Source organism: Natrinema zhouii (genome assembly GCF_013456555.2).
Lineage (GTDB): Archaea > Halobacteriota > Halobacteria > Halobacteriales > Natrialbaceae > Natrinema > Natrinema zhouii.
Genome location: NZ_CP059154.1, coordinates 2,035,188 through 2,058,597, shown reverse-complemented (window position 1 = coordinate 2,058,597; position 23,410 = coordinate 2,035,188). Strand labels below are relative to the sequence as shown.

The 23,410-nt window shown below is 65.8% G+C and carries 18 protein-coding genes; 11 read left to right on the top strand and 7 right to left on the bottom strand.

Annotated features, from left to right (window positions below; translation table 11 throughout):
- Window positions 1-249 precede the first annotated feature (249 nt).
- A complete protein-coding gene (locus tag HYG81_RS28860) occupies window positions 250-669 on the top strand; it encodes a DUF7344 domain-containing protein (protein ID WP_180839555.1) in 420 nt (139 codons plus the stop codon).
- Between the two features lie 93 nt (window positions 670-762).
- On the opposite strand, the gene hisG is transcribed toward HYG81_RS28860, so the two are convergent.
- On the bottom strand, window positions 763-1,623 hold the full coding sequence (gene hisG, locus HYG81_RS28855) for an ATP phosphoribosyltransferase (protein WP_180839554.1): 861 nt from the start codon (window positions 1,621-1,623) through the stop codon (window positions 763-765).
- Window positions 1,624-1,759: 136 nt separating this feature from the next.
- Between hisG and HYG81_RS28850 the strand changes: the two genes are divergently transcribed.
- Window positions 1,760-4,063: a heavy metal translocating P-type ATPase gene (locus tag HYG81_RS28850; protein ID WP_180839553.1), complete on the top strand. Its 2,304-nt coding sequence runs from the start codon at window positions 1,760-1,762 to the stop codon at window positions 4,061-4,063.
- 94 nt (window positions 4,064-4,157) lie between these two features.
- A complete protein-coding gene (locus HYG81_RS28845) occupies window positions 4,158-4,415 on the top strand; it encodes a hypothetical protein (protein WP_180839552.1) in 258 nt (85 codons plus the stop codon).
- Window positions 4,416-4,436: 21 nt separating this feature from the next.
- On the opposite strand, the gene HYG81_RS28840 is transcribed toward HYG81_RS28845, so the two are convergent.
- On the bottom strand, window positions 4,437-4,634 hold the full coding sequence (locus HYG81_RS28840; protein WP_180839551.1) for a CopZ family metallochaperone: 198 nt from the start codon (window positions 4,632-4,634) through the stop codon (window positions 4,437-4,439).
- 127 nt (window positions 4,635-4,761) lie between these two features.
- Between HYG81_RS28840 and HYG81_RS28835 the strand changes: the two genes are divergently transcribed.
- Together HYG81_RS28835 and HYG81_RS28830 are read left to right on the top strand one after the other, a co-directional pair.
- Complete coding sequence (locus tag HYG81_RS28835) at window positions 4,762-5,352, top strand: AsnC family transcriptional regulator (RefSeq protein WP_180839550.1); 591 nt, start codon at window positions 4,762-4,764, stop codon at window positions 5,350-5,352.
- A gap of 84 nt (window positions 5,353-5,436) precedes the next feature.
- Window positions 5,437-8,034: a heavy metal translocating P-type ATPase gene (locus tag HYG81_RS28830; protein WP_180839549.1), complete on the top strand. Its 2,598-nt coding sequence runs from the start codon at window positions 5,437-5,439 to the stop codon at window positions 8,032-8,034.
- Between the two features lie 107 nt (window positions 8,035-8,141).
- Here HYG81_RS28830 and HYG81_RS28825 read toward each other — a convergent pair whose 3' ends face one another.
- Complete coding sequence (locus tag HYG81_RS28825; protein WP_180839548.1) at window positions 8,142-8,969, bottom strand: DUF4382 domain-containing protein; 828 nt, start codon at window positions 8,967-8,969, stop codon at window positions 8,142-8,144.
- A 133-nt stretch (window positions 8,970-9,102) separates the two neighbouring features.
- Window positions 9,103-9,750, bottom strand: coding sequence for a stage II sporulation protein M (locus tag HYG81_RS28820; RefSeq protein WP_180839547.1), 648 nt, complete (start codon window positions 9,748-9,750; stop codon window positions 9,103-9,105).
- A gap of 94 nt (window positions 9,751-9,844) precedes the next feature.
- On the opposite strand from HYG81_RS28820, the gene HYG81_RS28815 reads away from it, so the two are divergent.
- From HYG81_RS28815 to HYG81_RS28805, 3 genes are all read left to right on the top strand, one after another.
- A complete protein-coding gene (locus HYG81_RS28815; RefSeq protein ID WP_180839546.1) occupies window positions 9,845-11,143 on the top strand; it encodes an amidohydrolase in 1,299 nt (432 codons plus the stop codon).
- A gap of 150 nt (window positions 11,144-11,293) precedes the next feature.
- Window positions 11,294-11,992: a hypothetical protein gene (locus HYG81_RS28810; protein ID WP_180839545.1), complete on the top strand. Its 699-nt coding sequence runs from the start codon at window positions 11,294-11,296 to the stop codon at window positions 11,990-11,992.
- Between the two features lie 314 nt (window positions 11,993-12,306).
- Window positions 12,307-13,596 (top strand): adenosylhomocysteinase, encoded by a 1,290-nt coding sequence (locus tag HYG81_RS28805; RefSeq protein ID WP_180839544.1) that lies wholly within the window; start codon window positions 12,307-12,309, stop codon window positions 13,594-13,596.
- A gap of 70 nt (window positions 13,597-13,666) precedes the next feature.
- Here the strand turns inward: HYG81_RS28805 and HYG81_RS28800 are convergent, their stop codons facing one another.
- Window positions 13,667-14,440, bottom strand: a complete 774-nt coding sequence (locus HYG81_RS28800) for a PAS domain-containing protein (RefSeq protein WP_226375932.1) — start codon at window positions 14,438-14,440, stop codon at window positions 13,667-13,669.
- A gap of 180 nt (window positions 14,441-14,620) precedes the next feature.
- Window positions 14,621-14,878, bottom strand: a complete 258-nt coding sequence (gene ddfA / locus HYG81_RS28795) for a DdfA family disk-determining factor (protein WP_180839542.1) — start codon at window positions 14,876-14,878, stop codon at window positions 14,621-14,623.
- Between the two features lie 393 nt (window positions 14,879-15,271).
- On the opposite strand from ddfA, the gene HYG81_RS28790 reads away from it, so the two are divergent.
- From HYG81_RS28790 to hjc, 3 genes are all read left to right on the top strand, one after another.
- Entirely contained in the window at window positions 15,272-19,879 is a 4,608-nt protein-coding gene (locus HYG81_RS28790; protein ID WP_226375931.1) for a PAS domain S-box protein, read from the top strand.
- 99 nt (window positions 19,880-19,978) lie between these two features.
- Window positions 19,979-20,788, top strand: a complete 810-nt coding sequence (locus tag HYG81_RS28785; protein ID WP_180839540.1) for a CPBP family intramembrane glutamic endopeptidase — start codon at window positions 19,979-19,981, stop codon at window positions 20,786-20,788.
- A gap of 70 nt (window positions 20,789-20,858) precedes the next feature.
- Window positions 20,859-21,383, top strand: a complete 525-nt coding sequence (gene hjc, locus HYG81_RS28780) for a Holliday junction resolvase Hjc (protein WP_180839539.1) — start codon at window positions 20,859-20,861, stop codon at window positions 21,381-21,383.
- 47 nt (window positions 21,384-21,430) lie between these two features.
- On the opposite strand, the gene HYG81_RS28775 is transcribed toward hjc, so the two are convergent.
- The gene (locus tag HYG81_RS28775) at window positions 21,431-23,296 is read right to left on the bottom strand and encodes an acyl-CoA dehydrogenase family protein (protein WP_180839538.1); all 1,866 of its coding nucleotides are present in this window, start codon (window positions 23,294-23,296) and stop codon (window positions 21,431-21,433) included.
- Window positions 23,297-23,410 lie beyond the last annotated feature (114 nt).

Genomic DNA, 23,410 nt, shown 5'->3' with positions numbered 1-23,410 from the left:
GAATCCATACGCTGCAGAACGATTCCGTCGATCACCGGTCGATAATACTATTTTACTCGCGTTCGGGAACTCGCGTCGATTCCGAATCGTCACGAGTTCCGTCGCTGGTCTCCGAATGGTCGTCGCTTTCACTGGATTATTAATCGTTTATTCCGACTGTAGCGGGTCCGACTGGCCTGAATCGAGGCACACTCGCCGAAACGACTGCTCGCGTTTATCCGGAGCGCCGTCGCTGACTTTCTCGTGCCCATGACGATCCACCCTGATTCGACGCCAACCACTGCAGATCGGTTTCAGCCTGGCAGCAACGGTGCGCTCGGTCGTCGCCCACTCCCGCGCGAGGTAGTCTCCCGGATAGTAGACAGCGACCGCCGCCGCGAGGTCCTTCGCTGCGTGCTCGCGACCGACGATCCGATTCCGCTCCGAACGCTGGTCGGCCGGCTCGCCGACGCCGAACACGACCCGACGGTCGGAACGACGATTCATCAACTGCGCCAGCGGATCTACACGTCGCTGCGCGAAACCCACCTCCCGCTGCTTGAGGAACACGATATCGTGCGCTACGATCGGGTGCGAAGCCTCGTCGGTCCGGCGGCGAACTGCGCCGCGTTTGACGCACTTCTCGAGTTCGACTCGCTCGAGCGACCGATCGCCGCCCGACTCGAGTAGTCGGACTCGGATCGATCGGGCGCTCAAGTCCGGGTATCCGACCGAACCGACCGACTGCTCGAGCCTCGACCGGTCGCTCGAGCCCCGACCGGATTACTCGACCAGTCGCTCGATCTCGGTCACCAAAATATCGCTCGCGCCGGCGCTTTTGACCTCCGTAATCGTCTCGAAGACGTTTCGCTCGTCGACGACGGCGTGAACGGCGACGGTCGACTCGCCGTCGTCTTCGTCGGCGATGTCCATGATCGTCGGCCCGCCCAGCCCCGGGATGACGTCGCGGACGTCCTCGAGTCGATCCCGTGGGACGTTCATCATCAGGTAGCGCTTCCCCTCGGCCTGCTTCACCGAGGAGAGGGCGGTCCTGACCTCGCCGATCTTGGGCTCGTCGAGCACGTCGTCGCGACCGAACAGCCGGACCGAACTCGAGAGCACCTCGTCGACGACGGCGAGTCGATTCATCTTCAGCGTCGTCCCGGTGCTCGTGATGTCGACGATTGCGTCGGCCATCTCGACGTGGGGCGTGAGTTCCGTCGCGCCCGACACTTCGACGATATCCGGCTCGACGCCGGTGTCGGCGAAGAAGTCCTCGGTGATGTTCGGGAACTCGGTGGCTACCGTCTTGCCGGCCAGATCCTCGACGCTATCGATATCGCCGTCCTCGGGAGCCGCGAGGACGAGTCGACAGCGCCCGAACTCGAGATCCAGTAGCTCCGAGACGTTGTCCACGCGCGCTTCTTGCACCTGATCGAAGCCCGTAATGCCGAGATCGGCCGCGCCGTCGGAGACGTACTCCGGAATGTCCGCAGCGCGGGCGAACAGCACCGTCACGTCGGGGTCGACGGTGTCCGCGTAGAGTTTTCGGTCCGCTCCGTTCTCGAGGTGGAGCCCCGCCCGCTCTAGGAGGTCGATCGTCGGCTCGTGCAGGCGGCCCTTGTTGGGAACGGCGATTCGCATATGCTGGCGTCTTGGCGGCGGGACGGGAATTGTCTTTTCATCCGACCGACGGCCACCTCACGACCCTTTCTCCCGGGAGTGGCCAGCCCCACTTCCTTGGTGCGCGACCGCATAGCAGCCGGTCGAGAACCGACCGATGGACGACCACGACCGCCGAACCGGGGACGATCCGGAGCCGGCCGATACCGCTCGAGGCGACGGCGAGCGGTCGGACCAGGTTGAGCGGTCGATGCTCGAGGACGAGGCCGACGACGCCGAACGGGGGAGAGACGAGATCCGGGATCGGCAAGAGCACGACCGCCACGAGGCTGGCGACGATCGCGGCGGTGGCGGTCACGACCACGGCGACCACGGCGGCCACGGCGATGGCGGCATGCACGCCGGCCACGAAACGATGTTCCGGCGGCGGTTTTTCGTCTCGACGCTGCTCTCGATCCCCGTCCTCCTCTACAGCGAGACGCTTCAGGGGTGGCTCGGCTTCTCGATGCCGGCGTTCCCCGGCAGCGAGTGGCTCACCCCCGTCTTCGCGGTGATCGTCTTCGCCTACGGCGGCGTTCCGTTCCTCCGGATGGCCGCCCCGGAACTGCGAGAGCGCGCGCCGGGGATGATGACGCTCATCTCGATGGCGATCACCGTCGCGTTCGTCTACAGCCTCGCGAGCGTCGTCGTGCCGACCGAGTCGGCCTTCTTCTGGGAACTCGTCACGCTCATCGACATCATGCTGCTGGGCCACTGGATCGAGATGCGCTCGGTCCGGCGGGCCTCGAGCGCGCTGGACGAACTGGCGAAACTCATGCCGGACACCGCGGAACGGATCACGGAGTCCGGCGATACCGAGGAGATTCCGGCGAGCGAACTCGAGGAAGGGGATCTCGTGCTCGTTCGGCCCGGCGCGAGCGTTCCCGCGGACGGCGTCGTCGAGGAGGGCGAGTCCGAGGTCAACGAATCGATGATCACCGGCGAATCGACGCCGGTCTCGAAGGAACCCACAGACGAGGTGATCGGCGGGACGGTAAACGGCGACGGCAGCCTCCGGGTGCGGATCAGCGCGACGGGCGAGGAGACGACGCTCGCCGGCATCATGCGCCTGGTCGAGGAGGCCCAGTCGAGCGAATCGAAAACGCAGGCGCTGGCGGATCGCGCCGCGGGCTGGCTGTTCTACGTCGCCCTCGGCGCGGCCGCCGTCACGGCCGCCGCGTGGACGATTGCGACGGGATTCGACTCGGCGGTGATCGAACGCGTCGTCACCGTCCTCGTCATCGCCTGTCCGCACGCGCTCGGACTGGCCATTCCGCTCGTCGTAGCGATCAACACCTCGCTGGCCGCGCGCAACGGGATGCTCGTCCGGGACCGCATCGCCATGGAGCGGGCCCGAACCCTCGATACGGTCGTCTTCGACAAGACCGGGACGCTCACCGAGGGCGAACAGGGCGTGGTCGATATCGCGACCGTCGACGGCGTCTCCGAGGACGAGGCGCTCGCGCTGGCGGCCACCGTCGAGGGCGACTCCGAACACATGATCGCCCGAGCGATCCGCGAAGCGGCCGACGAGCGCGGCCTCGAGCGGGGAACTGCCACGGACTTCGAGGCGCTGAAAGGCAAGGGCGTTCGCGCGACCGTCGACGGGGCGGCGCTCCGCGCCGCCGGACTGTCTCGCGGCGACGAGCCGCGAGACGGCGAACGGGTCCACGTCGGCGGCCCGAATCTCCTTTCGGAACTCGAGGGCGGCATGCCTACGGACCTCGAGCGATTCGCCGATCGAGCAGGTGAGAACGCGCAGACGGTGGTTTACCTCATCCGAGAGGGGGACCCAGTCGCCGCGTTCGCGCTCGCGGACGTCGTCCGCGAGGAGAGCTACCGGGTCGTCGACGCGCTTCACGAACTCGGCCTCGAGGTGGCGATGCTGACCGGTGATTCCGAGGACGTGGCTCGAGCGGTCGCGGACGATCTCGGCATCGACACGGTGTTCGCCGAGGTGCTGCCCGAGGACAAGGACGAGAAGATCACGGAACTCCAGGCGCAGGGAAAATCGGTCGCGATGGTCGGCGACGGCGTCAACGACGCGCCGGCGCTCACCCGGGCCGACATCGGGATCGCGATCGGGAGCGGGACGGACGTCGCGGTCCAGTCGGCGGACATCATCCTCGTCAAGAACAACCCGATGGACGTGGTTCGGCTCGTGAAACTGAGCCGCGCGAGCTACCGGAAGATGCAACAGAACCTCGTCTGGGCCGCGGGCTACAACGTGTTCGCGCTCCCGTTGGCGGCCGGGATCCTCGCGCCGATCGGTATCCTCCTCTCGCCGGCCGTCGGCGCGCTGCTCATGTCGCTCAGCACGGTGATCGTCGCGATCAACGCGCAGTTCCTCCGGCGCGTCGATCTCTCCGTGCCGAGCCTGCCGGGCGTCTCCGCGCCGCGGGAGCCGCGGCCGGCGGACTGACTCGCGAATTCATCGATCGGTACGAACCCGTTGGTCACGAATCCGGTGCTCGACTCTCCCGTTCCTTTTCGTCGTCGGAAACGTCCCATCCCGTATGCCCAGTTCACGGACCGCGACGGCAGTGGTGGGGCTGCTGGTCAGCCTGCTCGTGAGTGCCGTCCTCTGGTGGCGCTTCAACACGTTCGTGTTCTTCCTGCTCATTCCGTTCGTCCCGTTTCTGTTCCGCGGCTCGAGCCGAGACGCGTCCGGGGAACCGGTTCGAGCGTGCCCCTCCTGCGGGTTCCGGGCGCGGAATCGCGGATACGACTACTGTCCTCGAGACGGAACGCGATTAGAAGAGCGGCGTCAGTAGCGCTGCAGTCGGCTCGCGCAGTTACGCGCTGGCCTCGTATCCCGCCTCGTCGACCGCTTCGACGAGATCGGCGGTTTCCGCATCACCCTCGACCGTCGCCCGCTCTGCCTCGCGGTCGACGTCCACGGAATTCACGCCCTGTACGCCCTCGAGCGCGTCTTCGACGGTTTGCTCGCAGTGTTCACAGGACATTCCTTCGACGGTAATGGTCTGACTCATACGAGACCATATGAGTGGCCGCTCTTTGTGCGTTGCTACTTTCGACGTGAGCGTAGCGGCGATATATACTTCGGATTCCAAAGTACCAGTCGCCATTCTCTTTGCCATCCCGATCAAATAGTGTGGTATGCGCGACCTCGACGAGACCGATATGGAGATCCTGCGGCTACTGGGCGAAGACGCGCGCCGGCCGTACAGCGAAATCGCCGCGGCGGTGGACCTCTCCGGGCCGGCCGTCTCGGACCGCGTCGAGCGACTCGAGGAGGCAGGCGTCATCGAGCGCTTCACCGTCGACGTGGATCAGTCACAACTCAGAGCCGGAATCCCGGTGTTCGTACAGGCGACCGTTCCCGCGGCCGACGTCGACGACTGCAAATCGACAATCGCGGACGCAGACGCCGTCGAGTACGTGTTCGTCACCGCCGACGGCGAGCTCTGGTTCTACGCTCGCGCTCAAGTCCGGCGGGTCCGCGAGTGGCTCGACGGACTCCTCCCCGATGCCGACGGGGTCGACTACGCGGTGACGCTGATCGACGACGCCGAGTGGACGCCCTCGCTCGAGGGGACGGCGTTCGCGCTCACCTGCGCGGAGTGCGGTAACACCGTCGACAGCGAGGGCGAGTCGACCCGCATCGACGGCGAGGTGTACCACTTCTGCTGTCCCTCCTGCTCGAGCCGGTTCGAAGGGCGATACGACCGGCTCGAGGAGGGGATCTGACTTTCGATCGCAAAGAAACGGGCGCGTCGAACTTCGGATTGTAACCAGTAAAGGGGGTAAGGTCGGGTCCCCTACTAGTTCTCAATGAGTACCCGGACCGCACACTTGGACATCCGGGGCATGAGCTGTGCGAACTGTTCGCAGACGATCGGCGATGCCCTGGAGTCCCTCGACGGCGTGAGCGTGGCGAACGCCAACTACGCGACCGACGACGGGACCGTCGAGTACGACTCCGAAGTAGTATCGCTCGCCGAAATCTACGAGGCGATCGAGGCGGCCGGCTACAGCGCCGAGCGCGCGAGTCGGTCGATCGGGATCACGGACATGTCCTGTGCGAACTGCGCCGAGACGAACGAGTCGGCGCTCGAGGACGTTCCCGGCGTCATCGACGCGGACGTCAACTACGCGACCGACGAGACGACTGTCGAGTACAATCCGGACGACGTCTCGCTCGCGGCCCTCTACGACGCGATCGAGACGGCCGGCTACACGCCCGTCCGCGACGAGGCGGGTGACGAATCGGACCAGAAGCGCCGCGACGCGGCTCGGCAGGCGGAGCTGCGGAAACAGCGCCGGCTGACGATCTTCGGTGCCGTTCTCTCGGCCCCGTTCCTGCTCTTCCTCGCCGACAAGTTCCTGCTCGGCGGGACGCTCGTGCCGGAAACCGTCTTCGGCATCGACTTTGGCTGGGTGGAGTTCCTGCTCGCGACGCCGGTCCAGCTCGTCCTGGGCCGCCCGTTCTACGTCAACTCCTACAACGCGCTCGTGAAGAATCGGCGCGCCAACATGGACGTGCTGATCGCGCTGGGCTCGTCGACGGCGTACGTCTACAGCCTCGTCGTCCTGCTCGGCCTGCTGGCCGGTAGCATGTACTTCGACACCGCCGCGTTGATCCTCGTGTTTATCACGCTGGGCAACTACCTCGAGGCCCGCTCGAAGGGCCAGGCCGGCGACGCCCTGCGGAAACTCCTCGAGATGGAGGCCGAGACGGCCACGCTGGTCGACGACGAGGGCAACGAGGAGGAAGTGCCGCTCGAGGACGTTGAGGTCGGCGACCGAATGAAAGTCCGACCGGGCGAGAAGGTGCCAACCGACGGCGTCGTCGTCGACGGCCAGTCCGCAGTCGACGAGTCGATGGTGACCGGCGAGTCGATCCCCGTCGAGAAGGAGTCGGGCGACGAGGTGATCGGTTCGACGATCAACGAGAACGGGGTGCTGACCGTCGAAGCAACGAAAGTCGGCGAGGACACGGCTTTGCAGGGGATCGTCCAGACTGTCAAAGAGGCACAGTCGCGACAGCCCGAAATCCAGAACCTCGCCGATCGCATCTCGGCGTACTTCGTCCCCGCGGTCATCATCAACGCGACGTTCTGGGGGCTCGTCTGGTTCCTCTTCCCCGAGACCCTCTCCAGCGTCGTGAGCGCGCTGCCGCTCTGGGGACTGGTCGGCGGCGGCCCGGCCGCGCTCTCGGCGTTCGAGTTCGCAATCGTCGTCTTCGCCTCCTCGGTGCTGATCGCTTGTCCCTGCGCGCTCGGGCTGGCGACCCCCGCGGCGACGATGGTCGGCTCCACGCTCGGCGCGAAAAACGGCGTCCTGTTCAAGGGCGGCGATATCCTCGAGCGCGCGAAGGACGTCGACACCGTCGTCTTCGACAAGACCGGAACCCTGACGACCGGCGAGATGACGCTGACCGACGTGGTCGCGCTCGAGGACGAGGGCAACCGAGCGGCCGCCGACGGTGGCGACGCCGCGGCCGATGGAGGAGCGGTGGCTGCTCGAACGAGACTCGATCAGGACGCGGTGCTCCGACTCGCCGCCAGCGCCGAGCGCGACAGCGAACACCCGCTCGCGCAGGCCATCGTCGAGGGGGCCGAGGAGCGCGGCCTCGAGCTATCCGATCCCGACTCGTTCGAGAACGTTCCGGGACAGGGCGTCCGGGCGACCGTCGACGACCGCGAGGTGCTGGTCGGCAACCGGCGGCTGCTCGAGGCCAACGACGTCGATCCGTCGCTCGCCGAATCGGCGATGGAGCGCCTCGAGCGCGAGGGCAAGACCGCGATGCTGGTCACGGTCGACGGCGAGGCCGTCGGCGTCGTCGCGGACGCCGACACCGTCAAGGAGAGCTCGGCCGAGGCGGTCGCCGCGCTGCAGGAGCGCGGTCTCGATGTCATGATGATCACCGGCGACAACGAGCGAACGGCCCGCGCCGTCGCCGAGCGCGTCGGGATCGACCCCGACAACGTTCGCGCGGGAGTCCTCCCCGAGGACAAGGCCGACGCGCTCGAGGAAATCCAGTCGACGGGTCGCAAGGCGATGATGGTCGGTGACGGCGTCAACGACGCGCCAGCGCTCGCGGTCGCATACGTCGGCACGGCGATCGGTTCGGGGACGGACGTGGCCATCGAGGCCGCGGATGTGACGCTGATGCGCGACGACCCGCTCGACGTGGTGAAGGTGATCCGCATCTCGGAGGCCACGCTGGCGAAGATCAAGCAGAACCTCGTCTGGGCACTGGGCTACAACACGGCGATGATCCCGTTGGCCTCGCTCGGCCTGCTCCAGCCCGTGCTCGCGGCCGGCGCGATGGCGCTGTCCTCGGTGTCGGTCCTCTCGAACAGCCTGCTCTTCCGTCGATACACGCCGGATCACGACTACGAGCTGTTCGGGCGGCTTCGCCGTTGATCGGACGGAGCCGGGTTTCGCGGTGATCGGTGGATCACTCGAGCGAGAACGCTCGAATCACCTCTCGTGCCGTTTCGAAAACGAGATCGACCGCCTCGGTCGGCCGGCTACTTTCCTTTCGCTCGGTTCTCGCCGTCGCCGTGTCGTTTGTCGTCGTTCCCGTTCTTCTGCTCGCCGTCGTCTTTGTCCCTGTCGACGTCGCGAATTTCGATATCGTCACCGGTGCCGCTCTGACTGATCACCGGCTTGAGGATGTACTTCCCGCTCTTCCCGGCCTTGTGGGGTGCGATGTCGTAGACGAAGTCGACCCGATCGCCGTCGCCGACGGTGAACTTCGAGTTGATATGGAGCTTGTTACTCGGCAGTTTCACCTTCGTCTCGCTCCCGTCGGTCAGGATACCCTCGGTGTCGCTGACGTAGATGAAGACCTTCTCGTAGTCACCGGCCGGAAGCTCGAACTCGTCGACCAGGGACGCGTTTGCCCCTTTTAGTTCGGTGAGGTCGACCGTCTGATTGTCGACATCGTACTCGACCCAGTGTTCATCGGACGCGCCGTCGTCCGCCTCGGTGTCCTTGTCTGCTTCTGTGTCTGTTTCGTTCACCGGTTCGCTGCCATCGCCGGACTCGTTCTCGTCGTCCCCGTCAGTTTCGTTCCCGCTACTGTCGGTCTCGTTCGAGTCGCCGTCACTCAGATTGCCGGTTCTCTTGAACCCGACCTTCGTAATCGTCACGTTGAGGTGTCGGAAATCGTCGATCACGCTCGGGTCGTCGCTGACGTAGAACGCGGCCGTCCCCATCCCGCCGTCGCTCGAGTCCGTCGTGGACGAGTCGTCGGTCGGTGAATCGTTCCCCAGATCCCCGCCCATCCCACCGGCACAGCCGGCGATGGCGACGAGGGCTGCAACGAGTATCAGTTGGACCGCTTGTCTGTTCATACGCAGTGACAGTCAGCCATCCGGTAAAAGGGAGTCGACGATTCGATCCGTTCACAACCGTTCAGACGCTCCAAAACTGGGTGAAGAGTGGTTCGATACCGATCCAGTGAGACTGTTGCTCCCATCCCTCGAGTCAGGCAGCGAACAGCGCCTCGAGCAATGCGGGAGTGACGAAGGCCTCGATAATGGCGGCGACGACGAGTAACAGCCAGCCGACGAGGACGAGGAGACCGGTCCGGTAGAGGTAGCGTCTCGTGAGGATCGCGTTTCGCGACCCGCGAAGCCGCTGGCCGACCCGGTACAGCAGTCGAAAGCCGACGCCAGCGGCGATGAAGAGCGCGGGGAGTTCGAAGACCCCGTGCGGAAGCAGGCCGACGAGGATGTAGCCGATTCCGACGTTGCTGGCGACGACCGCGCCGAGATTCCCGACGATAATTCCGTTAAACACCATCGCCCAGACGGTCAGGAGGCCGAGCGTAAGCACGCCGAGGATCGATAGCAGGAACGCCCGCGTGTTGTTCACGAGCAGGAAGCGCGCTAGTTCGGTTCTGCTCTGCCCGCCGATATCCGGGAAGAGCGGCTCCCCGACCAACTCTTCGATGATCTCGAGCAGGTTGTAGCCGGCGACCATCAGCGCGATGCCGACGAGGATCCCGAACGCGAACAGGCCGGTGGCGAAGCCGACGTAGCGGCTGTGCTCGTCCCACGCGTCCGCGAGCGCGGCGCGCGGTGGATAGCCGCCGTCGGAGCGGTCGTGCTCGCGCCGGGTTCGTTCGTTCATAGTCTTACATTTCCGAAATAACCCATAAAGCCCGCGGCTCGTCTCGCGGCCGGCCATCGACAGGCTAAGGCCGCCCGACGAGAATCCTGCACCAATGACGACGCTTGCGATTATCGACGGGCAGGTTCTCCGTCCCGATCTGACGGTGGCGACTGCCGACGTACTGGTCGATCAGGAACGCGGCGAGATCCTCGAGGTCGGTCCCGATCTCGCGGGCGACGCCGACGAAACGCTCGACGCCGCGGACTCGCTCGTGACGCCGGGATTCGTCAACGGCCACTGCCACGTCGCCATGTCGCTTCTGCGGGGGTACGCCGACGACAAGCCCCTCGAGGCGTGGCTCCAGGAGGACATCTGGCCCGCCGAGGGAGAGCTGACGCCCGACGACGTTCGCGTCGGTTCCGAACTCGGCCTGCTCGAGCTGATCAAATCCGGAACCACCGCCTTCGCGGACATGTACTTCCACGTCCCCGAGGTCGCTGCCGCGGTCGAGGACGCAGGGCTCCGGGCCCGCCTCGGTCACGGAATCGTCACCGTCGGCAAGGACGGCGAGGCCGCGCGCGACGACGCGCGAACGAGTCTCGAGATCGCCCGCGAGTACGACGGCGCGGCCGACGGGCGGATTTCGACGGCCTTCATGCCCCACTCGCTGACGACCGTCGGGAGCGAGTACCTCGAGGAGTTCGTCCCCGAAGCGCGGAACGCGGGCGTGCCGATCCACTACCACGCCAACGAGACCACGGACGAGGTCGCGCCGATCGTCGAGGAACACGGCCAGCGCCCGCTCGAGTACGCCGCCGAGCACGGACTCCTCGAGCCCGAGGACTTCGTCGCGCACGCCGTCCACGTCGACGACCGGGAGATCGAACTGCTCGCCGAGGCCGGCACCGGCGTGATCCACTGTCCGGCCTCGAACATGAAACTGGCGAGCGGGATGGCTCCCGTCCAGCGGATGCTCGAGGCCGGCGTCACCGTCGGACTCGGCACGGACGGCGCGGCCTCGAACAACGACCTCTCGATGCTCGACGAGGCCCGCGACGCGGCCATGCTGGGCAAACTCGCCGCCGACGACGCCAGCGCGGTGCCCGCCGAAGCGGTCGTCGACGCGATGACTCGCGGGAACGCCAACGCGATCGGCCTCGACTCCGGCCGACTCGAGGAGGGTGCGCCGGCCGATTTCGCGGTGATCGACCTCGAAAAACCGCATCTGACGCCACCACACGACATGGTGAGCCACCTCGCGTACGCGGCCGCGGCGGCCGACGTCCGTCACACCGTCTGTGACGGCCGGGTGCTCATGCGCGACCGCGAGGTGCTGACGCTCGAGGAAGCGGCGGTTCGAGAGCGAGCGCTCGAGGCGGCCGAGTCGCTGTCGGCTCGCGTCGACGAGTAGCCGTTCGGACCGACGCGGACTCGCCCTCAGAATTAAACTCTCACAGCGGCTGATAAACGCTCGAAACGATTTTACAACTGCTTTCGGAATCGGAGAACGACGAGAACTGCCGTCCGGGTTTATCTAATAAAGACTGAAAGTCACGGACGGATGAAGAACAGACTACTCACGATGGCACTGGTTGCCGTTATGGTTACGTCCGCGTTCGCATCGGTAGGGACGGTCGCAGCCGAGACCGACGGCGACCTCGCGGTGACTGTCGACGACGGTGACGACGTCGTCGTCGGAGTCACGTCGAACGGCACTGCGGTCGCGAACGCGACCGTCGACGTCGCGGCGACTGATGAGAACGCGTCCTACAACGGGACCGGAACGCACACGACCGACGAAGCCGGCGAAGTCGTGCTTCCCGACCCCGTCGAGAACGTCACTCTCGCGATCACTGCGACGGCTGACAACCAGACGGCGACGACCACGGTGACGCTGACCGCGGACGCCGACGATGACGATGGCAACGAGACGGACGACGAGTCCGCGACGAACTTCGGTTCACTCGTCTCTCGGTACGTCGAGAATCAGCAAAACGAGTCCAACGAGTCGATCGGCCTCTCGGTCGCGAGCTTCGTCGTCGCGAACAACCCGGGCAACGCGCCGGACCACGCCGGTCCGCCGAGCCACGCGGGCCCGCCGGCTGACGACGACGATGATGACGACAACAAGACCGGCGACAAACGAGGTCCGCCGAGTCACGCGGGCGGACCGAATGACGCTGACGGCGACAACAGTGACAACGAGAGCAACGACAAGAAGGGCGACGGCCCGCCGAGTCACGCGGGCGGACCGAAATAACGATAGCGGCGACGTTGACGACGAAGCCGATGCCGAAGCATAGTCCGGTTCAATCGGACTGACCGACCGATGCCGGACGACGGCACTGAGATGCAGTGAACCGTCGCCGGTGTCGGAACCTGATCGCGGCACTCGCCCTCGAGGCAGTTGCCCCGATCGAGCAGGCACGTAGCGACTGCGGATCACCCACCACTCTCGCCGATTCGTTCCGAACCAGGAGAGACATCTCTTGTTGTCGAGACCAAGCTACGGCACGAAACTGACTGTCGGAGTGGTTCGGTACCGTTTTGGCCACGGTCCCACTCAGTCGACCCATGACCGACACCGAGTATCCCCCGATCAGTGAGCAACTCGACGATCTCGAGTCCGCTCGCGAGGAGGGACGCCGGAAGATGGACTGGGCCGCCCAACACATGCCGATCTGCGAGCACGTTCGCGAGGAGTTCGTCGCGAACCAGCCCTTCGCGGGCGAGCGTATCGGGATGGCGATGCACGTCGAAGCCAAGACGGCGATCCTCGTCGAGACGCTCGCGGAGGGCGGGGCCGAAGTCGCCGTCACCGGCTGCAATCCGCTCTCGACCCACGACGACGTTTCGGCGGCGCTCGACACGCACGAGAACATCACCAGCTACGCCAAACGCGGCGTCGACGACGAGGAGTACTACGCCGCGATCGAGGCCGTCATCGCCCACGAGCCCACCGTTACGGTCGACGACGGGATGGACCTCGTCGCCGCGATCCACGAGGACTATCCCGAACTGATCGACGGCATCGTCGGCGGCGCGGAGGAGACGACGACGGGTGTCCACCGCCTGCGCGCGATGGACGCGGACGGCGCGCTCGAGTACCCCGTCTTCGCGGTCAACGACACGCCGATGAAGCGCCTCTTCGACAACGTTCACGGCACCGGCGAGTCCTCGCTGGCGTCGATCGCCATGACCACGAACCTCTCGTGGGCCGGCAAGAACGTCGTCGTCGCGGGCTACGGCTACTGCGGGAAGGGTGTCGCGAAGAAGGCCTCGGGCCAGAACGCGAACGTCATCGTCACCGAAGTCGAGCCACGCCGCGCGCTCGAGGCTCACATGGAGGGCTACGATGTCATGCCGATGGCCGAGGCCGCCGAAGTCGGCGACGTCTTCCTGACGACGACCGGCAACCGAGACGTCATCGTCGAAGAGCACTTCGAGGCGATGCAAGACGGCGTCCTGCTCGCCAACGCGGGCCACTTCGATATCGAGATCGACCTCGAGGCGCTCGATGACCTCGCGGTCGACCGCCACGAGGCCCGCGACGGCGTCGAAGCGTACGAGATGGACGACGGCCGGAAACTGAACGTCATCGCCGAGGGCCGACTCGTCAACCTCGCCGCGCCCGTCTCGCTGGGCCACCCCGTTGAGGTCATGGACCAGTCCTTCGGCGTCCAGGCCGTCTGCGTGCGCGAGATGCTCGAGAACAGCGACGAGTACGACGCCGGCGTCCACGACGTCCCCGACGAGCTCGACAAGGAAATCGCCGAGATCAAACTCACGGCCGAGGGCGTCGACTTCGATTCGCTGACCGATACCCAGCGCGACTACATGGGAAGCTGGGACCACGGAACATAGGTCCGCGCCGCTTTTTCAGCGCAGCTGAGCGAGTACTGACGCCCTCGTTCGTATTCGAGTCTCGGAGACCTCACTCCGCAGGCTCGTCGCTCTCCGCAGATTCGTCGACTGCAAACACCAGACTGCCGTCCTCGAGCCCGCCGAGCCGAATCCGAGCCGCGAACGTCGCCCCCGTTTGTCGTCGGCCGGTACAGCTCCCGGCCCACCGCCAGCCCTCCGCGACGGCTGGAAGCGCCCCCGACTCGAGGTGGGCGACGGTCGCGTCGGTGAACAGCGCTCGCCACGGGGTTCCGGTGAGGTCGTCGCGATCGGTGCCGAACTGTATCGCGAAGGAGCGACTCGCGAACTGGACGTCGCCGTCGGAATCGACGATCGCGATCGCGTCGCCGGTGAACTCGAGACTCGCCAGCGATCGCCGCGAGAGCACGGCCAGCCGGTGGCGCTCGAGCAAATCGAGGACGCGGTGGGCGAGTCGCGCGAACGCGTCGTCCCGCTCGAGGACGTCGGTCCAGTCGTACGACCGGACCGTTCGCACGAGATCGGACGTTTGCTCGTTGACGAGGACGACGACCGGCAGTTCGGGCGCGTTGCTTCTGATCGTCTCGAGGCGATCAATCACGTCTGTCCTTCTCTCGCGGTCTCCGCTTCCGTCGTCCGCCACCGTCGTCGGCTGCACAATGAGGCAGTCGATGTCGTCGAACCTGGTCCGTGCGTCCTCGAGCGTCGGAACCGACTCGACGGTGGTCTCTGTTGTGGCGTCGTCGAACGCGCGGTCGATGTCGTCACAGCCCTGCCCGACGACGAGGAGACGGAGCTGTGACGGCTGCGTTCGAACGGTCGGCACAGGGACTGCAGCGGTGGGTCTCACTGGTAGTTTCAGCTTCGATCGGGTTTTGGTCGGGGATTCAGTTGGTCTGGGGCCGGATCCGCCCGCTGATTGCCGGGTTGCGTTGCGTTCGTCCGTCGGTCGCCGTCTCGGACTCGAGTCGATTGCTCTTCTCGGATCGGCTCGAACCGCCGGCGGTCACCCGCTGACGTGGACGGTTCCGTCCACGCTGATGGTGCCGTCGTTTCGAACTTCGACCAGCGAATCGTCGTACTCGAACTCGACGCGGATCCCGCCGGGGGAACCGGGCTGGAAGAGTTGATCGAGCGCTTCGGGATCGACGACGTCGTACAGGGGCTCGAGTTCGTGTGCGGCGGTGTCGGTCGCAGTCGCGAGCGCCTCGACGACGCGGAGACTAATCGAATCGCTGTGGTAATCTAAGGTGGTTCCAGTCATCTTGGTCGGACTAACGCGAGCGGCGGGTATCCGCTTGGTCGTTATACACGTAATTCCGACGCAGGTGGGACACTACGTGTATAGTGTCCCGCGACGCTGCGAGCGAGCGTCGCCGTTTCCCGCCGCTGCTCAGCGGATCGGACGTCCGAGACGATTTCGGACACGGCTCCCGCGCCATCGACTCTCGGTCTCTGCTGCCATCGAACCCGGATTACATCGATCCATTCTCTCATTACATATTCTCCTATCACCGAGAAAACAAACCGCGAATATCATTGGCAGTCATTTCGTAGGGGTACTATGGTCGGCATCGCGGGTTGTCATGGGTTGCTTGCGGATCGCGTAACGCGTTCGAGCGCGATTTTTCTCGGAGCTATTGGCGTAGTGGTCGGTATGGTTGCCGGGATAATCCCATCTGAGTTCACAGTGCTGGGGATCAACACAGCGACGGAACCCGGACTGCTCGTCGCGGGACTCGCCGCGCGAGACGACGCCGGCGGGCCGAACGATCTCGAACGGCTCACCGACGAACTCCGACAGTTCCTCTCGCGTCTCGAGGACGATCCCGCACCACTCGAGGTGAACCACACCGATAGTCCGGCCGACCCCGTTGCAGCTGTCGACTTCGAAATCGACCGAGACGACGAGGTCGGCCGTCTCGCCGAGGCCATCGAGGACCTGACGGAGACGATGTGTGACCGCGAACGGCGACGCGCCGAGAGCGAACGCGATCGCCGGGACCTCTACCGCATCACGTCCGACCCGGACTGCCGGGGAGAGACGAAGATCCGTCGGCTGCTCGAGTTCGGCTGTGACCGGCTGGGGCTCGAGACGGGGCTCCTCTCCCGAATCGACGAGTCGACCGAGCGCTACGAGGTCGAGACGGCCGTCGGTAACGAGGCCGAACTCGAGGGGTCGGTGCTGGACCTCTCGACGATCTACTGTCGAGAGACGATCACGTCGGATGATATTCTGGGGATCCACGACGCCGCGGCGACGGGACGGGAAGACCACCCCGCCGCCGACGAACTCGGCGTCAGTTGCTACCTCGGCGGCAAGATCGTCGTCGAAGGGGAACTCTACGGAACGCTCTGCTTTCTGAACCGTGACCCGCGGGACCGACCGTTTACGGCCGCCGAAACGTCGTTCGTGGACCTGATGACCCGCTGGGTGAGCCAGGCCATCGAGCGGCGCACGGACGTTCGGCGGATCGAGGAACGCGAGCAACGCCTCGAGCGGGCCCAGCAGTTCACCGACGACATGCTCGACGCCGTCGACGACGTCGTCTATCTGATCGACGAGGACGGCGAGGTCAGACGGTGGAACGAGAGTCTGTGCGAGGCGACCGGCTACGTGGACACCGAGATCGAGTCGATGCACGCGCTCGACTTCTTCGACGAACCCGATCGCGACCGGATTACGAACGCGATCGACGAGGTTCTCGAGACCGGTTCCGCACGCATCGACGCCCCGCTTGTGACCAGCGACGGTCGGCGGATTCCCTACGAGTTCGTCGGGTCGACCCTCGAAAACCCGGCCGGAGACCCACTCATCGCCGGTGTCGGCCGCGACGTCAGCGAACGCAGGGACAAAGAGCGGCGGCTCGAGCGATACGAGCAGTTCACGAACGACGTTCTCGACGCGTTAGACGACGTCTTCTACGTCCTCGACGAGGAGGGTGCGTTCCAGCGCTGGAACGAGACGCTGGTCGAGGTTTCCGGCTACACGGACGCCGAGATCGAATCGATGCACGCGCTCGACTTCTTCGACGAAGAAAATCGGACGGCCATCCGTGATTCGATCGAAGAGGCCTTCGAGACGGGCGAGACGCACATCGAAGCGGCGCTGCAAACGAAATCGGGCGAGCGGATCCCCTACGAATTCATTGCGTCGGTCCTCGAGGATCCCGACGGGCGACCGGTCGAAGTCGGAATCGGCCGGGACATCACCGAGCGCAGGGACAAAGAACGCCGGCTCCGCGAGCGCGAGACCCGTCTCGAGCGAACGACGCACCTGCTCGAGCAGTCCCAGCGGCTGGCGAAGATCGGCGCGTGGGAACTCGACGTGACCGAGGAGCCGTACGAGCCGTGGTGGACTGACGAGGTTCGCCGAATTCACGGCGTCTCGTCGGACGAGGCGGTCGATATCGAGCAGGCGCTCGGATTCTACCATCCCGACGATCGACCGCGGATTCGCGAGGCGGTCGAGCGCGCGATCGAGGACGGGGAGCCGTACGACCTCGAACTCCGCATCACGACGGACGACGGTGACCGGCGATGGGTTCGGGCCATCGGCGAACCGGTCTTCGAGAGCGGAGCTGAGTACTGCTCCGCCGATGGCCGGCTGCAGTCCGGCGACGGCGACGTCGTCAAAGTCAGAGGCTCGTTTCAGGACATCACCGAGCGCAAGGAGCGCGAACGCGAACTCGAGCGCACCGAGACGATCATTCAGGCGCTGGACGAACTGGTGTACACGATCGATGCGGACGGCCGATTCCAGTTCCTGAACGATGCGCTCACGCCCATTACCGGCTACGAGCCCGAGGAGTTGATCGGCGAGCGTGTTTCGACGGTGATGGCCGAAGGGGACCTCGAGACGGCCAGGGATCGAATCCGCGACCTGCTCCGCGCCGATGAACCGTCCCGGACGTTCGAGATGGCCCTCGAGACCGATCACGGCGACGTGCTCGACGCGGAAAGTCACATGGCGCTGTTACCGATGACTGACGGCGAGTTCGCCGGGACCGCGGGCGTCATCCGCGATATCACCGAGCGCAAGGAGCGCGAACGCGAACTCGAGCGGACGACGGAGCTGCTCGAGCAGGCCGAGCGGCTGGCCGGGATCGGCGGCTGGGAACTCGACGTCAGCGATGAGCCGGGGGAGATAACCCTGACGGACGGGCTACGACGGCTCTACGAACTCTCCCCGGACGCGGACGTGACCCAAGAGCAGGCGTCCTCGTTCCCCCATCCCGACGACCGAGCGGCCGTCCTCGACGTCGTCAACACAGCGATGGTGGACGGAGATAGCTACGAGATCGAACATCGGATGCAGACGGCCGAGGGTAACGAGCGCTGGGTCCGATCGATCGGCGAACCGATCCGGGCGGACGGGGAGCGACGCCGTTCCGAGGGCGACCGACGGGCAGTCGGCGACACGGTGGACGACCCCGCCGACGGCCGGCCGCAGTCCGATATCGACGAACCCCGGCCTCCGTCCGACGAGATCGTCGGCGTTCGGGGAACGATTCAGGACATCACCGAGTCCAAGGAACAGGAGCTGGCGCTCGAATCGCTCCACGACACCGCTCGCGACCTGCTCGGCACTGACACCGAACGGGAAGTCGCGGAACTGGTCGTCGAGACGGCCGCGGAAATCCTCGAGGCATCGGGTGTGGCGGTCTACGGCCTCAATCCCGACGTGAACCGGTTCGATCCCATCGCGTCCACCGACGAGTTCGCGACGCTCTGTAACGGCGACGACGCGCCGTCGGTCGCCGTCGGCGACGACAATTCCGTCCTCTGGAACGCGTACGTGACGGAAACGGGGACCGTTATCGACGATCCGGCGGCGTTCGATCGATCGCAGGTCTTCGGCCCGGCCGTCGAAAGCGGCGTCGTCGTTCCGATCGGCGATCACGGCGTCTTCGCGATCGCGTCGGGGGAACGGGCGATCGACGCTGAGGGCCGGCGACTGATCGAGACGCTCGTCGCCACGACTGAGGCCGCGTTCGATCGCCTCGAGAGCGAGGCCAGCCTCCGCGAGCGGGAAGCGGAACTCGAGGAGCGAAACCGCCGACTCAACCGCCAGATCGAAATTACCGAACTCATCCGGCGGATCGACCAGTCGCTGATCGGGGCAGACAGCCGCGCGGAGATCGAACGGACCGTCCCCGAGCGGCTGATCGAGGCCGACGACGTGGCGTTCGCGTGGATCGGTCAACCTGACGCCAGCGGCACTCGACTCGAGCCCCGGGCCTGGGCCGGCTCCGGCCAAGAGTACCTCGACGACGTTTCGCTCGAGTACGACGCGTCGGCCGAGCCGGCCGTCCGGACCGCCCGAACCGAGACGCCGACGGTCGTCTCGAACGTCGTCGAGGGGTTGCAAGGCGACCCCTGGCGGCGACGGGCCGTCGATCGGGGCTTCCAGTCGGTCATCAGCGTCCCGCTTTCTCACGCGGAGTACTCCGCCGGCGTCCTCACGGTCTACGCCCGCGAACCGGACGCGTTCGGCGACCTCGAGCGAACGGTCATGACGGAACTCGGCGAGGGGATCGCGAACGCGATCAACGCCGTCAAAACGCGGGAGGCGCTGCACGCGGAAACGCTGCTCGAGCTGACCCTCCGGATCGAGGGCTCGGAGGACCTGCTGTCTCGGATCGCGGCGAAGACGGGTGCTCGGGTCGAGTACGCGGGTCTGGGAACGCACTCCGGCAACGAGACGCTGTTATTCTTCGAAACCAGCGGCGTGCCGCCAGACGACGTCCGCCGGGTCCTCGACGATCTCGTCTCGGTGACGGAGTCCCGGCTCATCAGTGAGGCCGACGGCGACTGCCGGTTCGAGGCGACCGTCACCGGGTCGGTCATCGCCTCGCGGCTGGTCCGCCACGGCGGCAGTCCGCGCTCGATGCGCGCCGATGCCGCGGGAACCGAAATCACCGTCGACGTTCCCCCTGGTACTGACGTCCGCGAGTTCATCGAGATGGTCCGCGAGGGGTATCCGACCGTCGAGCTCCGATCCCGCCGCCACGTCGAGCGATCGATGGGGACGCGAAGCGAACTCGTCACGTCGCTGTTCGACGCGCTGACTGACCGCCAACTCGAGGTCCTCCGAACCGCCTACTTCGCCGGGTTCTTCGAGTGGCCCCGCGAGAGCACCGGCGAGGAAATCGCCGAGCTACTCGCGGTGACACAGCCGACGGTCAACAGACACCTGCGGATCGGCCAGCAGCGGCTGCTGGCGCAGCTGTTCGAGGACGAACGTCCGATTTCCGCGGAGTGATCCGGATCGCCACGACACGTTTCGCCGAGAGTGGCGCCTCCCGAGACGGATCGTTTCGGATGAGGAACGCCCAAGGGCCCGGTCGTCGTACGTATCCGTATGGAAACATCCGAACGCCGTCGCGACGACGGTCCGATTCGGTCGACGCTCGTCGCGATCGGCCTGGCAGCGTTCGGTATTCTCGCCAGTCAGTTCACGGTCCTCCCCGCCGTCCTGCTCGATCCGGCGGTGGTGAGGACACCGATGGAGTCGTCGATCACGAGTCGGGCGCTCCTGTTAACCCTGAACTTCGTCGGCTTCGCGCTCGCCGGTGCGATCTATCTCGCGGCGACCGACCGCGGCTGGTCGTACGTCGACCTCCGAGCCCCCACGAAACGTGGCTGGGGCTACATTCTGGCCGGCGTCCTCGGGAGCTTCGTGTTTTACGTTCTCGTCAGCATACTCGTCCAGCTACTCTCGCTGCCGTCCGCGGAAAACTCGGTCTCGGGCTTCATCGGCGACGATCAGACGATGGTTCTCGTCATGATCGGGATCGTCTTCCTCTTCAACGCACCGGCCGAGGAGTTCCTCTTCCGGAACATCGTCCAGAAGCGCCTCTACGACGCGTTCTCTCGGCTTCAGGCGGTTATCATCGCCAGCGCGATCTTCGCGCTGATCCACATTCTGTCGTACGCTGTCTCCGGATCGCTGCTCGCGACCGTCGTTCCGGTCGTCGTCGTCTTCGGCGGCTCGATTATCTTCGGGCTGCTCTACGCGAAAACGGACAACCTCTTCGTGCCGATCGCCGCCCACGCCGCCTTCAACGCCATCCAGTTCGGCATCCTCTACATCGCCCTCGAGTACGGCATCGAGACCGCCGAACCCTCGACCTCGATACTCGTCGACGTGTTGACGGCCGTGGCGCTGTAGGGTGGTTCCAGCGGATCACTTCCACCGCGCTGTCAGTTCCTTTATTATCGCCGGCCGGTGAGGAAGGGGTATGTCTCAGGCGAAGGGCGACCGCCGCGAGCGGGAACTCGTCAACGCGCTCGACGAGGCCGGCTTCGCGGTCATGCGTGCGCCCGCCAGCGGTTCTGCGACCGAACGGGAACTCCCCGACGTGCTCGCCGGCGACGGCGAACAGTTCTACGCGATCGAGGCGAAATCGAGTTCGGGCGACCCGATCTATCTCACCGGCGAGGAGGTCGAAGCGCTCATCTACTTCGCACAGAACTTCGGCGCGAAACCCCGGATCGGCATCCGCTTCGACCGCGAGGACTGGTACTTCTTCCATCCCGGCGACCTCTACGTGACCGACGGCGGCAACTACCGCGTCAAGAAGGAGACAGCCGTCGCCGACGGCACCGACTTCCCCGAGTTCACCGGCCGATCCGAGAAGGTCACGCTCGAGGAGGCCGCCGACGGCGGTGGCGACGACGGGCCCGACGAGGACGTGCTTCGCGTGCTCAACGCCGTCGAGCAGGGCGTGATGGACGTCGAGGAAGCCGCGGAGTTGCTCGAGTAGGCGGATTCGGGAATCAGCCTCGCAGCGGTCGAACGGGTGGCCAGTGCTCAGTTATCGGCAGTCTCCGTCACCGTCTCCGAGACCGTCTCGGGATCGACCGGTGCGTAGCGGACGATCGACTCGAACGCCTCGAGGACGAACCGGTCGCCACCGGTGATTCCCCGCGCCGCCCGGTCTTCGAGCTCGGTCGCGACGAATCGTTGCGCGACGAGCGCCGTCCGGCCGTCGCCGTTTTCGAGGTCAGTTTGAGCCTCCTCGAGCAACAGCGCGGCGGTGAAGACCTCGAAGCAGTAGTGAGCGAGCCGCTTGGCCGACAACTGGGCGTACTCGGGGTCCTCGCTGGCCAGCGCGACGAGCGCTTCGGTCAGCGCGTCGTACTCCTCGGCCACCGTTTCGGCCGCGTCCGCGATCGCGGGGTGAGCAATCGAATCGAGTCGCGCCTCGACCGCCGCTGCGAACGGCTCGTACGCGTCCTCGCGCTCGAGCGCGCGGACCACGTCGAGCGAGAGGACGTTCTCCGTCCCCTCCCAGATCGGCAGCACCTGCGCGTCCCGGAGCAATCGATTGGTGACGAAGTCGTCGACGTAGCCGTTCCCGCCCTGAATCTCCATGGCGTAGGAGGCGGTGTCGACGGCCATCCTGCCCGTGCGAAGCTTGGCGATCGGGATCAGCAGGCGGAGCAGCCGGTAGTCGTCGGTCTCGTCACCCGCACCCTGCGAACCGCCGTCGCCCGTCTCCCCGTTCCGCCGCGCCCGCTCGCGCTCGGAGAAGAGTCGGCCGACCTCGTGGACGTACGCCGTCGCGGCCTCGTAATCGACGGCCATGTCGACGAGATCCGCTCGCATCAGCGGGAACTCGTCGATCGTCCGCCCGAACGCCTCGCGGGTGGCGGCCTGGACTTTGCTCTCGAGCAGTGCCCGTCCCATGACGCCACAGGAGGCCGCGGCGTTGGCGAGGCGCTCGAGGTTGAGCATCTCGGTCATCTGACGGAAGCCCGCCTCTCGCTCGCCGACGAGGGACGCCTTCGTCTCTTCGAACTCCACCTCGCCGGTCGGGACGGCGATCGTCCCGAGCTTGTCCTTCAGTCGTCGGTAGCGCTGGTCGTTGAGCGCCTCGCCCGGCGGCGGTCCCTCGAACTCGCGGCGGTCGCCCTTCGTCAGGACACCCTCGTCCGGGTCGCTGTGGGGGACGAGGAACATCGAGAGGCCGTCGGTCCCCGCCGGCGCGCCTTCAGCCCGAGCGAGCGCGAGCGTCCCCTCGGCGTCGATATTCGAGCAGAACCACTTTTCGCCGGTGAGCCGCCAGCAGTCGCCCTTCTCGTCGTAGCGCGCCGTCGTCTCGTTCGCACCCACGTCGCTGCCGCCCTGTTCTTCGGTGAGGAACATCGCCCCCTCGATCAGCTCGTCGTAGTCGCGGCTGACCAGCCCCTGATAATAGGGCTCGAGGTCGCCGTCGTCGAATCGCTCGAGGACGAGCGCCGCGCCGGCGGTCATCGCGACGGGACAGCCGAAGCCGGCGTCGGCGTAACACAGCAGCTGTAACGTCGCCAGGAAGTGGCTGACCGGCATCGGCTCGTCGCGGCCGGGCGGGGCCTCGAAGGCGTCGGCCACGATGCCCGCCTCGTACACCAGCTCGTCGCTCTCGAACTGTTCGGCGGGATAGCGGACGAAGTTCTGCACGTCGCCGTACTTGTCGTAGGTTCGGAGTTCCGGCCCGTGGTCGTCGACGTAATCCGCGTTGTCCGCCACGGTGTGGCCGATCACCTCCCCGAAGTCGGCGAGCCGTGGTTCGCCCCACTCGAACGCCTCGGCGTCGGACGCTCGACGCAGCTCTCGCTGGAGCGTGCGGTCGAGTTTCCAGTAGTTCACGTGTCGTCCCTCGTCGAACTCGCCGTAGTCGATTCCCGAACCCATGCCTCGCTAGTCGATACCGTCCCACAAGAATACGGGTACTGTCAACCGGCAGCGCGTTGGAAGGCGTTGTCGACGTCGACGCGGCGGCAGCGGCGGTGTCTACCGGCTCACTAT

Coding starts and splice junctions, on each gene's coding strand:
- HYG81_RS28860 (WP_180839555.1), top strand. CDS start 250: ATGACGATCCACCCTGATTCGACGCCAACCACTGCAGATCGGTTTCAG.
- hisG (WP_180839554.1), bottom strand. CDS start 1,623: ATGCGAATCGCCGTTCCCAACAAGGGCCGCCTGCACGAGCCGACGATC.
- HYG81_RS28850 (WP_180839553.1), top strand. CDS start 1,760: ATGGACGACCACGACCGCCGAACCGGGGACGATCCGGAGCCGGCCGAT.
- HYG81_RS28845 (WP_180839552.1), top strand. CDS start 4,158: ATGCCCAGTTCACGGACCGCGACGGCAGTGGTGGGGCTGCTGGTCAGC.
- HYG81_RS28840 (WP_180839551.1), bottom strand. CDS start 4,634: ATGAGTCAGACCATTACCGTCGAAGGAATGTCCTGTGAACACTGCGAG.
- HYG81_RS28835 (WP_180839550.1), top strand. CDS start 4,762: ATGCGCGACCTCGACGAGACCGATATGGAGATCCTGCGGCTACTGGGC.
- HYG81_RS28830 (WP_180839549.1), top strand. CDS start 5,437: ATGAGTACCCGGACCGCACACTTGGACATCCGGGGCATGAGCTGTGCG.
- HYG81_RS28825 (WP_180839548.1), bottom strand. CDS start 8,969: ATGAACAGACAAGCGGTCCAACTGATACTCGTTGCAGCCCTCGTCGCC.
- HYG81_RS28820 (WP_180839547.1), bottom strand. CDS start 9,750: ATGAACGAACGAACCCGGCGCGAGCACGACCGCTCCGACGGCGGCTAT.
- HYG81_RS28815 (WP_180839546.1), top strand. CDS start 9,845: ATGACGACGCTTGCGATTATCGACGGGCAGGTTCTCCGTCCCGATCTG.
- HYG81_RS28810 (WP_180839545.1), top strand. CDS start 11,294: ATGAAGAACAGACTACTCACGATGGCACTGGTTGCCGTTATGGTTACG.
- HYG81_RS28805 (WP_180839544.1), top strand. CDS start 12,307: ATGACCGACACCGAGTATCCCCCGATCAGTGAGCAACTCGACGATCTC.
- ddfA (WP_180839542.1), bottom strand. CDS start 14,878: ATGACTGGAACCACCTTAGATTACCACAGCGATTCGATTAGTCTCCGC.
- HYG81_RS28790 (WP_226375931.1), top strand. CDS start 15,272: ATGGTTGCCGGGATAATCCCATCTGAGTTCACAGTGCTGGGGATCAAC.
- HYG81_RS28785 (WP_180839540.1), top strand. CDS start 19,979: ATGGAAACATCCGAACGCCGTCGCGACGACGGTCCGATTCGGTCGACG.
- hjc (WP_180839539.1), top strand. CDS start 20,859: ATGTCTCAGGCGAAGGGCGACCGCCGCGAGCGGGAACTCGTCAACGCG.
- HYG81_RS28775 (WP_180839538.1), bottom strand. CDS start 23,296: ATGGGTTCGGGAATCGACTACGGCGAGTTCGACGAGGGACGACACGTG.